Source organism: Okeania sp. SIO2B9, assembly GCF_010672505.1.
In the GTDB taxonomy this organism is placed as follows: Bacteria; Cyanobacteriota; Cyanobacteriia; order Cyanobacteriales; family Microcoleaceae; genus Okeania; species Okeania hirsuta.
In genome coordinates, this window is the sequence record NZ_JAAHGK010001438.1 from 1 (window position 1) to 1,797 (window position 1,797).

Consider the following 1,797-nt stretch of genomic DNA (forward strand, 5'->3'; position numbering starts at 1 on the left):
TGATTCGTTAAGTAAGGAGGAGTCAGGAGCACCGAGTCAGGAGGAGAGAGAATCACAAAGATGTAGTAGTTATGACGATTGAAGAATTTTTTTATGTCCAATTAAACGGATTTGATATAAGACAGAAAAATACTTTTCCCACTCTTGCCTGTTGCCTGCTATATAGCACTACGCAAATAGGTTAGGACATTTATAAATGCTCAAAGTTAGTCGATTACTTCTGACTTCTGACTTGCGCGTAGCGCTACATTACCCAGGAACGCACCATATTTTAATCGTCTTATCATTACTCCCACTCGCTAAACTCTTACCATCCCGACTAAAAATCACCGAAAATACATCACTTGAATGACCCTTAAGAGTTTCCAACAATTCTCCGGTGACAACATCCCATAAATTAATAATCCCATTACGATACCCACCCACAACAATTTTTCCATCCGGACTAAACGCAACAGACAAAACATCGCTCATACCATATTTCAAATTTTGTATAGGTGTCGAAATAAGCTCCCCTCCATAAACCTGCCATAACTTAATCGTGCCATCCCTACTACCACTAGCTAATGTGCCACCATCTGGACTGAAAACAAGCGATCGCACCCAGTCAGAATGGCCCTTAATTGTAAACAGCTCCTTCGCCTTCTGAAAATCCCATATTTTAATTGTTTGGTCGCGACCTCCACTTGCCAATATCCGACCATCTTTATTGAAAGCAACACTATAAACCCGGTCTTCGTGACCAACCAGAGTAAACCACCGCCTTGCTTTCTGCAAATTCCACACTTCAATTGCCTTATCTCTCCCCCCACTTGCCAATACCTGACCATCTGGACTAAATGTCACTGCATCCACCCAGTCAGAGTGACCGATGAGAGTAAACCAGCGTTTGCCTTTCTTCATATCCCAAATTTCAATAGTCTTATCCCGACTCCCACTCGCTAACATTTCTCCATTTTCACTAAATGCCACAGTTTGTACTGAGTCGCCATGACCAGTCAGGGTATACCAACGTCTACCTTTGTTCACATCCCAAATTTCAATAGTCTTATCCCGACTCCCACTAGCTAAAATTTCTCCATTCGGACTAAATGCTACTGAATTTACCGAGTCAAAATGTCCGGTCAGGGTCGATACACATTTCCAAGTTGACCTTTGTGGTTGAGGAATAATTGTCGGTTGGATAACATGAGGCGGTGCAGTTATAGAATTTTTTGTTTGTCTAATGGGTGTATATGTAGATATTGGCGCTCTGGTGGGGGTAGGAGATGGTGTTGGTCTTCTGGTTGGGGATGGTGTGGGTGGAGAAATATTAGGGAGAGTAGGGAGTTTCTGTTCTGAGTTTAATTCTTTCATTACCTCAGCAGCAGACTGATAACGCATTTTGGGGTTAGTTGCCAGCATTTTATCAAGAATTCTGCCTAACATACTATTAATAGACTGATTCAAATAATCTCGCCACACCCATTTATCTTTCATTACATCAAATAGATCGAAAGGAGATACTTGAGTTAATAAATGAATACAAGTCACCCCCAAACTATAGATATCGCTAGCAAAAATAGCATGACCTCTTACTTGTTCTGGAGCGACATATTCCGGACTGCCAATTATTGTTCCAGGTTGCATTAAAGCAGTTCCAGTAATAACTTTAGCTGCACCAAAATCAACTAATACTAATCGATTTGTATTAGTCATCCATCCTGTAGTTTGTGGTAGAAAATTACGACGAATAATATTTTCTGGTTTGAGATCCCGATGAATTACTTTATGTTCGTGAATAAACTGTAAAACTGG

General features: G+C 40.7%; 1 protein-coding gene. It reads right to left on the reverse strand.

The features are described 5' to 3' along the window. Positions 1–249 precede the first annotated feature (249 nt). On the reverse strand, positions 250–1,797 hold a 1,548-nt coding region (locus tag F6K13_RS31515; RefSeq protein WP_287289640.1), incomplete at its 5' end, for a serine/threonine-protein kinase.